The following is a 7,517-nucleotide window of genomic DNA, read 5'->3' as shown; positions in this document are numbered from 1 at the left end:
TTTGACTTCCACTGAGTCAAAGCGGTAGTTATTGGCTTCGTTGATAGGGAGTTGAATTAATTCAAAGAAGATAGAGGGGAAAGATTGAAAGAGTTGATAAAAAATCGTGTCAGTTTTCATGCTCTTATTTTATAGCAGTACCCGCTAAGATTAGGACGTTTTGATCCCCCCTAACCCCTAAAATAGCGCAATCTTAATCATTACCGATTAATTTGGGATGTTTCCTTGGCGAACCCTTCCACTCTCTCCCTGATGGGCTTTTTTCCGGATTCATCAATAAAAAACGGAGAATACTTGACAAATTCGGGGGGGGGTAGGATTATGATGCTTATTACTATTAAGCAATGATTTATGGGGTATAAATAGCAGTTTTTCCCCATTCTTAAACTTGCAATCAATCAAAAATGACTAATCAACTGCTAAAAGCCCTTTGCCTTCCCCCGGTGACTTGTGCCGTTTTCAGTGCCATTCCCGCCCAGGCCGCTATTTTTACCGCTACCTAGGGTTTGCTGAATAAAGCTAAAAACCTTGTTGGGTAAGACTTTTAGACCTTTTGTCAATTAAAAATTACTGGATATGGGAGTGATCGGGGGGAAATTTAGGCACTTTTTCCCTGAAAATTAGGTAATTGGCCACCTCAAAACTGGTAAAACCCCACACCCCACACCCTACCCCCACCGAAAAACTTTTTGCCGCAAACCTTAGGTATCCATCAATTTACTTCCTTTGTCGAAAATGTTGCTAGATAATTTAACCAACACCAATTAATGAACCCTGCAATTTAACATCTTCGTTACCCTTGGATATATCGGCTAATTGACTGATATTTTCTAACTCAATTGCAGGAACAGTTCGTTTAATTAAACCAGTTAAAACTTTACCTGGTCCCACTTCGATCGCTTTTTCCACACCCACATCCAGCAATTTTAAGATAATTTCTCGCCATCTTACGGAGCTAGTCATCTGCTGAATGAGATAACTTTTTAATTCCTCCGCATCGGTGATCGGTTGGCTAGGATTAACATTAGAAATAACGGGAACTTTTGCAGACCGAAAATTAACTAATTCTAAAATCTGCTGAAACTGAATAGCAGCATTTTCCATCAAGGGAGAGTGAAAAGCACCGGATACTTTTAAGGGCATAACCCGCTTAACTTTCACTTGACCTAATACCAAATCCACCGCTTCAGGAGTCCCAGAAATCACCACTTGTTCGGCACTATTATCATTAGCAATAACTACATTTTCCGTCTGATTAATCACTGTCTCTAGACTGGTGCGATCAAATTTCATTAAGGCGACCATTTTACCACCTTCGGCCGCATCCATCAAACGGGAACGGTTTTGAACTAGATTTAATCCTGTTTCAAAATTAAACACCCTGGCCGCATACAAAGCCGAATATTCACCGAGACTATGACCGGCAACTAGATCGGGAAAATGACCTTTTTCTTGCAACAAATCCGCTAAAATACTCTCCACCACAAATAAACAAGGTTGGGTATAAAGAGTACGAGATAGGGTTTCTTCATCCCCTTGACATTTTTCCAGGACCGACCAACCGAGGATTCTTTCTGCTATTTCTAATCTCTCTTGGCCAAGCGCACTTTCCGCTAAATCTCCAATCATTCCTAACGCTTGCGATCCTTGTCCTGGGAATATCCACGCTGTTTTCATAAGTTCTTAAAATAGATAGATAGATGTGTTTGGGTCAGTTATCAGTTATCAGTTATCAGTTATCAGTTATCAGTTATCAGTTATCAGTTATCAGTTATCAGTTATCAGTTATCAGTTATCAGTTATCAGATGTGAGTTTTTAGTTATCAGATGTGAGTTTTTAGTTATCAGATGTGAGTTTTTAGTTTACTGTTTACTGTTTACTGTTTACTGTTTACTGTTTACTGTTTACTGTTTACTGTTTACTGTTTACTGTTTACTGTTTACTGTTTACTGTTTACTGAATTAATCTCCCCAACGGAAGATAATCCCACCCCAAGTTAAACCGGCACCAAAGCCAGAAGAAGCAATAATATCACCTTTTTTGACCTTACCACTCCTGACAGCTTCATCGAGGGCTAGAGGAATCGAGGCTGCGGAAGTGTTGCCATACTCGCTGAGATTGCTGATCACTTTTTCCGGAGGCAGTTTCAGGCGCTCGCTCACCGCGTCCATAATTCTTTGATTAGCTTGGTGCAAAACTAACCAATCGATATCACTGGTGGTTAAATTAGCTCGATAGAGAGCTTTTTCGATGACCTCTGGCACTTTCGCCACGGCAAAACGATAGACTTCCCGTCCGTTCATCCTTAGGGGCTTATAGGTCCCTTTTTGAACGCTTACGCCCTCCTTAAGGGGCAATTCTTCCCCCTCATAGGCGAGATTGAGAGAACCATTCTGGCTGCCGTCGCTATGGAGTTCAAAACCGAGAATGTTATCTTTTGTCTCATTTGCTTGACAAACCACCGCCCCTGCCCCATCTCCAAAGAGGACACAGGTAGCGCGATCGTTCCAATCCAGCCAACGGGAGAGAACATCGGCCCCGATAACCAAGACATTGCGGTAAGTACCAGTACGGATAAACTGGGTGGCGGTGACTAATCCCACCAGAAAACCCGAACAGGCGGCGGTGAGATCAAAAGCGATCGCCCGATTGGCCTTGATCTGACTTTGAACTTGGGCGGCACTACCGAACAGATCATCGGGGGTAGAAGTAGCCAAGAGAATCAGATCGATGTCCCTAGGCGACACCTGAGCCATTTCTAGAGCCTTAATCGCCGCTTGGGCTGCTAATTGACTCAAAGACACCGATTGATCCGCTAAATGGCGTTTACCGATGCCTGTACGACTTTTAATCCACTCATCGGAAGTCTCGACAATTTGGCTGAGTTCTTCATTACTGAGAAATTGCTCCGGTGTGGCCGATCCACATCCAGTTATAGCGACTCCTGCCCCGAATCCGTTCAAAATAGTCCCCCTTATCAGTTATCAGTTATCAGTTATCAGTTATCAGTTATCAGTTATCAGTTATCAGTGGGAAGTGGGAAGTGGGAAGTGGGAAGTGGGAAGTGGGAAGTGGGAAGTGGGAAGTGGGGAAGTGGGGAAGTGGGAAGAATAAATAAAAATAGTCTCCTGTCTCCTGTCTCCTGTCTCCTGACCGCTTCAAGATGACTCACAGCTTAATCTTCACCGTTCACCGACAACTTTTTTAATTGATGATGTCAGTCATCAGTGGGTCAGTCATCAGTTACCAGATTTGAGTATTAAGTGAGCAGTATTAAATAGCAGTTTCCTACTGTCTTTTCACTGATTACTGTTTACTGATAACAGCAAAAGGCTGACGGCTTAATCTTCACCGTTCACCGACAACTTTTTTAATTGATGATGGTGGTCATTGTAGGCTTGAATGCGCTCAGAAGCGCGATTATCGACGGCATTTTTCGCCTGTCGGATGGCATTAAAAATCGAAGGCGCTTGGGAACTGCCGTGACTGATCACACAGACCCCATCGACTCCAAATAACAGCGCACCACCATGTTCCGCATGATCCATGCGTTGTTTGATCTGTTTCAGATTGGGTTTAATTAAAGCCGTCCCCACTTTACCCTGTATCCCCCTAGGTAATTCCTCTTTGAGAATTTGTAGGATAACTCCTCCCACCGCTTCGGCAAATTTTAACAGGACATTACCAACAAAACCATCGCAGACGATCACATCAAATTGTCCCGATAGCACATCCCGGCCTTCAGCATTGCCGATAAAGGGAATTTGCTGGTTATTTTCCAATAATTCGTAGGTTTTTAGGGCGAGATCGTTACCTTTGCTGGCTTCTTCGCCGATATTGAGTAAACCGACTTTCGGATCTTCAACACCCATAACGTATTTACTGTAAATTGTCCCCATTAGGGCAAACTGCTCCAAATATTTGGGTTTACAGTCCACATTCGCCCCGACATCGAGGATAATCACCGATTTACCCGCTAACATCGTCGGCAGCACCGCACCGATCGCCGGGCGATCGATTCCTTTTAAACGACCTAAACGCAGTAACGCTGCCGCCATGGCTGCCCCGGAGTGACCGGCGGACACCACCGCATCGGCGCGATTTTGTTTGACTAAATCCATGGCCACATTAATCGAGGCCGCTGGTTTGCGACGGATAGCGGTGATCGGCTCTTCGTCCATAGCCACCACTTCCTCCGCGTGGACGATCGTGAGATTCTTGGGACGGGGATGATGCTGGAAATAAGCCTCAATCCGTTCAGAATCGCCGACTAATAATACTTCTACATCTAATTCTTCGGAAGCTCGCATCGATCCCGCGATAATCTCGTTGGGAGCGTGGTCACCTCCCATCGCATCTACCGCGATTCTTGCCCGATTTAATGCCGTTTCTGCCATTGAGTCAGTGGGATAGAAATCTTTAATAAGTTGAGCGGCAGCTCTTGACAAAAGCTGGCCGATCGAGGATTAGTGTTTTCTGATCGAGCAATTGTTAAAAATTACCAATCATTTCTATACAATAAGGCATCATTGCGATTAAGGAAAAGATGTTCTCAGTTTTTAATTTGGCAGTTTTCGGCTTTCTCTTGGGTTGGTTGGGGGGGCAATCCCAACCGATCGCCAATATTCCCCTAATTTCTTGGCAAAATCAACCTATTTTCCACCTTCCCACCGCTCCCGATCCCCGGGTGGCGGCGATCGTGGCCGATTATCTGCAAGACTTGACTAAAAAAGGTTTAAACTCTAGTCAACAACGGGTCTTAATTGAGACGGAATGGGCTGATTTAGCTGATCATCAGGGTAATCTGCCCGCTTCGGGGGCTTCTTTGACTAAAATCGCCACTACTCTCGCCGCCGTGGAAACCTGGCCTCTCGATCATCGTTTTGCTACTCGTTTTTACAGCACGGGAGAGGTAAAAAACGGGGTGTTAGAGGGAGATTTAATTATTGAAGGGGAAGGGGATCCTCTATTTGTCTGGGAAGAAGCGATCGCAGTGGGCAATGGCCTCCATCAATTAGGCATCCGTCAGGTCAAAGGCGATCTGATCGTTACGGGTAAATTCGCCATGAATTTTCAAACCGATCCCCTCAAAGCGGGACAATTGCTGAAAATTGGGCTTGATCAATCAAAATGGTCAAAAGAAACCCAAAAAGCTTTTAAAAGCCTTCCTAGCGGCACACAAGCCCCACAGGTGAAGATTTTGGGCATGGTTCGAGCCAGTCAAATTCGCCCCGAAAATGCCCGATTATTGTTGGGCCATCAGTCCTTGACTTTAACGGAACTGTTGCGTCAGATGAATATTTATAGTAATAACGTCATGTCAGAAATGTTAGCGGAGCTGCTCGGTGGCCCGGCGGCAGTGGACGCAATTAATACTAAAATTACTGGGGTAGGAGCGGAGGAAATTCAATTAATTAATGGTTCGGGATTGGGGGTAGAAAATCGCTTGTCTCCCCGAGCAGTTATTGAGATTCTTAAAGCATTGGATCGCAAGTTAGCCAATCAACCGATCAAAGTCGCCGATTTATTTCCGGTGGGGGGACGCGATACCAAAGGAACTATGCAGTGGCGCGCCATTCCCAAAGGAGTGATGATTAAAACTGGAACTTTGGCCCAAGTTAGTGCTTTAGCCGGAGAAATTCCCACCCAAGAAAGGGGTAAAGTTTGGTTTGTAATCATGAATGCCGGTAGTAGCAATATCGAGGGATTCAGAAATCAGCAGGATCGAGTTTTACAAGCTTTAGATCAACACTGGCAAATTCTCCCGGAAGCCACTAAAGGATCGATTCCGCCAAGGGCCTTTCTAGGTGATCCCAGTCGGGTAAGTCAGGGTTTCTAGAATTGATTGGCTAAGAGGTTATGGTGATCAGCGAATCTTATCGAAGGGAGGGCCTACGCTATAGGCCCCTACTAATCACACCGGCTGGAATGTAGGGACGCAACGCTTGCGCCCATAATGTAACATCTTGAACATTTTTTACCCAATATCCAAGAGAGCCGAATTTTTAAGGATAAAAACACATTTGCGGCAAAGCAAGGGATTCTTCCCAACCCATCATGAGATTGAGACATTGTACCGCTTGTCCCGATTGTCCCTTAACTAAATTATCGATCGCTGACATCACTATCACTCGATCGGTTCTCGGATCCACTTCAATACCGAGATAACATAAATTAGTACCACAGGCCCATTTAGTTTGCGGATAGACTCCCCCCGGTAGGATTTTGACAAAGGGAGAAGCGCGATAAAAAGCATTGTAGATAGTGATCAAATCATCCCGCACCAGATTGGGATCCCGCAAAGTTGCATAGACTGTGGACAGGATACCCCGAACCATAGGCATTAAATGGGGAGTGAACTGGACGCGCACCTCATGACCGGCTAAATGACTGCAAATCTGCTCGATTTCAGGAGTATGACGGTGTTTTCCCGCTACATTATAGGCCCCGATCGAACTATCTGCTTCTGCCAATAACATATTAATCTTAGCTTGTCTTCCTCCCCCCGAAGTTCCCGATTTGGCATCAATAATCGTGGTTTCCGGGACAATTAAACCCTGTTTTAACAGGGGAGAAATCGCCATTAAACTAGCAGTAGGATAACATCCGGGGCAACCGATCAAAGAGGCATTTTTAATATCTTCCCGATAAAGTTCCGGTAAACCGTACACAGCCTTAGATGCGATCGCTTGATCCTGACGTTCCTTGCCATACCATTTACTATAGGTTTCTAGGCTAGTAAAACGATAATCTGCCGACAGATCCAACACTTTACACCCTTTAGCGATCAAAGGAGGGGCTAAATCACAGGCTAAACCATTGGGTAAACCCAAGAAAACCACTTGACAACGGGAGGCAATTGTCTCTAAATCGATCGCCTCCACATTAAGATTAATACTATGACCGAGATGGGGATATAAATCACTGTAGGGTTTTCCAGCGCTACTATCGCCCCCCAGATACACTAATTCGACAAGGGGATGTTCTTTGAGCAAACGTACCAACTGTACGCCACCATATCCCGAAGCGCCGACAATACCCACTGAAACCTTCTGTCCTTGCGTCATTTCCCTTATTCCTAAAAATTCTTATCGTTAATATAACGCTTTAGTATGGCTGAATTTTAGCCCAACCAGCAGGATTTAAATCAAAAAACTTCCTGTAAAAATCTAGTATCTGGGCCGGGTTGTCCATAAACCGTCAATTTCTCTTGATCAATAGGCGGTTATCTTAATGATGAGGTACGAAGTTTTCGTTTGAGGGAATCTTTCATCGAAAATTTTGGGTCTGAAACCCCGTCGTTTCACGACGGCTTTACTGTTAAATACTAGCGCATTTACACGATATATGCCAGAATGTGAAATATGGAAAAAGCCTATTCGTTTCGATTTTACCCCACACCAGAACAAGAGTCGCTATTGCGGCGCACTTTGGGCTGTGTAAGATTGGTTTACAACAAAGCTCTCCACGAACGAACACAAGCATGGTACGAAAGACAAGAAAGAGTAGGATATAC

At 44.6% G+C, this 7,517-nt stretch carries 7 protein-coding genes and 1 pseudogene; 3 read left to right on the top strand and 5 right to left on the bottom strand.

The window, feature by feature from the left end:
• On the bottom strand, positions 1 to 120 hold a 120-nt coding region (locus IM319_RS01805; protein WP_287633213.1), incomplete at its 3' end, for a DUF2887 domain-containing protein.
• Positions 121 to 404: 284 nt separating this feature from the next.
• On the opposite strand from IM319_RS01805, the pseudogene IM319_RS22325 reads away from it, so the two are divergent.
• Positions 405 to 500, top strand: a pseudogene (locus IM319_RS22325) (PEP-CTERM sorting domain-containing protein); the annotation flags it as partial.
• A 250-nt stretch (positions 501 to 750) separates the two neighbouring features.
• On the opposite strand, the gene fabD reads toward IM319_RS22325, so the two are convergent.
• The 3 genes from fabD to plsX all read right to left on the bottom strand — a co-directional run bounded on the left by fabD (position 751) and on the right by plsX (position 4,398).
• Positions 751 to 1,677, bottom strand: coding sequence for an ACP S-malonyltransferase (gene fabD, locus IM319_RS01800; RefSeq protein WP_287734388.1), 927 nt, complete (start codon positions 1,675 to 1,677; stop codon positions 751 to 753).
• 285 nt (positions 1,678 to 1,962) lie between these two features.
• Positions 1,963 to 2,964 (bottom strand): beta-ketoacyl-ACP synthase 3, encoded by a 1,002-nt coding sequence (locus IM319_RS01795; protein ID WP_286825584.1) that lies wholly within the window; start codon positions 2,962 to 2,964, stop codon positions 1,963 to 1,965.
• A 378-nt stretch (positions 2,965 to 3,342) separates the two neighbouring features.
• Positions 3,343 to 4,398, bottom strand: coding sequence for a phosphate acyltransferase PlsX (gene plsX / locus IM319_RS01790; RefSeq protein WP_287734390.1), 1,056 nt, complete (start codon positions 4,396 to 4,398; stop codon positions 3,343 to 3,345).
• Between the two features lie 149 nt (positions 4,399 to 4,547).
• On the opposite strand from plsX, the gene IM319_RS01785 reads away from it, so the two are divergent.
• Positions 4,548 to 5,840, top strand: a complete 1,293-nt coding sequence (locus tag IM319_RS01785) for a D-alanyl-D-alanine carboxypeptidase (protein WP_287734387.1) — start codon at positions 4,548 to 4,550, stop codon at positions 5,838 to 5,840.
• Between the two features lie 166 nt (positions 5,841 to 6,006).
• Here IM319_RS01785 and argC read toward each other — a convergent pair whose 3' ends face one another.
• Positions 6,007 to 7,068: an N-acetyl-gamma-glutamyl-phosphate reductase gene (gene argC, locus IM319_RS01780; RefSeq protein WP_286825586.1), complete on the bottom strand. Its 1,062-nt coding sequence runs from the start codon at positions 7,066 to 7,068 to the stop codon at positions 6,007 to 6,009.
• 297 nt (positions 7,069 to 7,365) lie between these two features.
• Between argC and IM319_RS01775 the strand changes: the two genes are divergently transcribed.
• Positions 7,366 to 7,517, top strand: a 152-nt coding sequence (locus IM319_RS01775; protein WP_287734389.1) for a helix-turn-helix domain-containing protein, incomplete at its 3' end; no start/stop codon positions are given.

This window comes from Microcystis sp. M113S1, assembly GCF_020246945.1.
Lineage (GTDB): Bacteria > Cyanobacteriota > Cyanobacteriia > Cyanobacteriales > Microcystaceae > Microcystis.
Note: the sequence above shows the minus strand (reverse complement) of the source record. Positions and strands in the feature narration are given on the sequence as shown.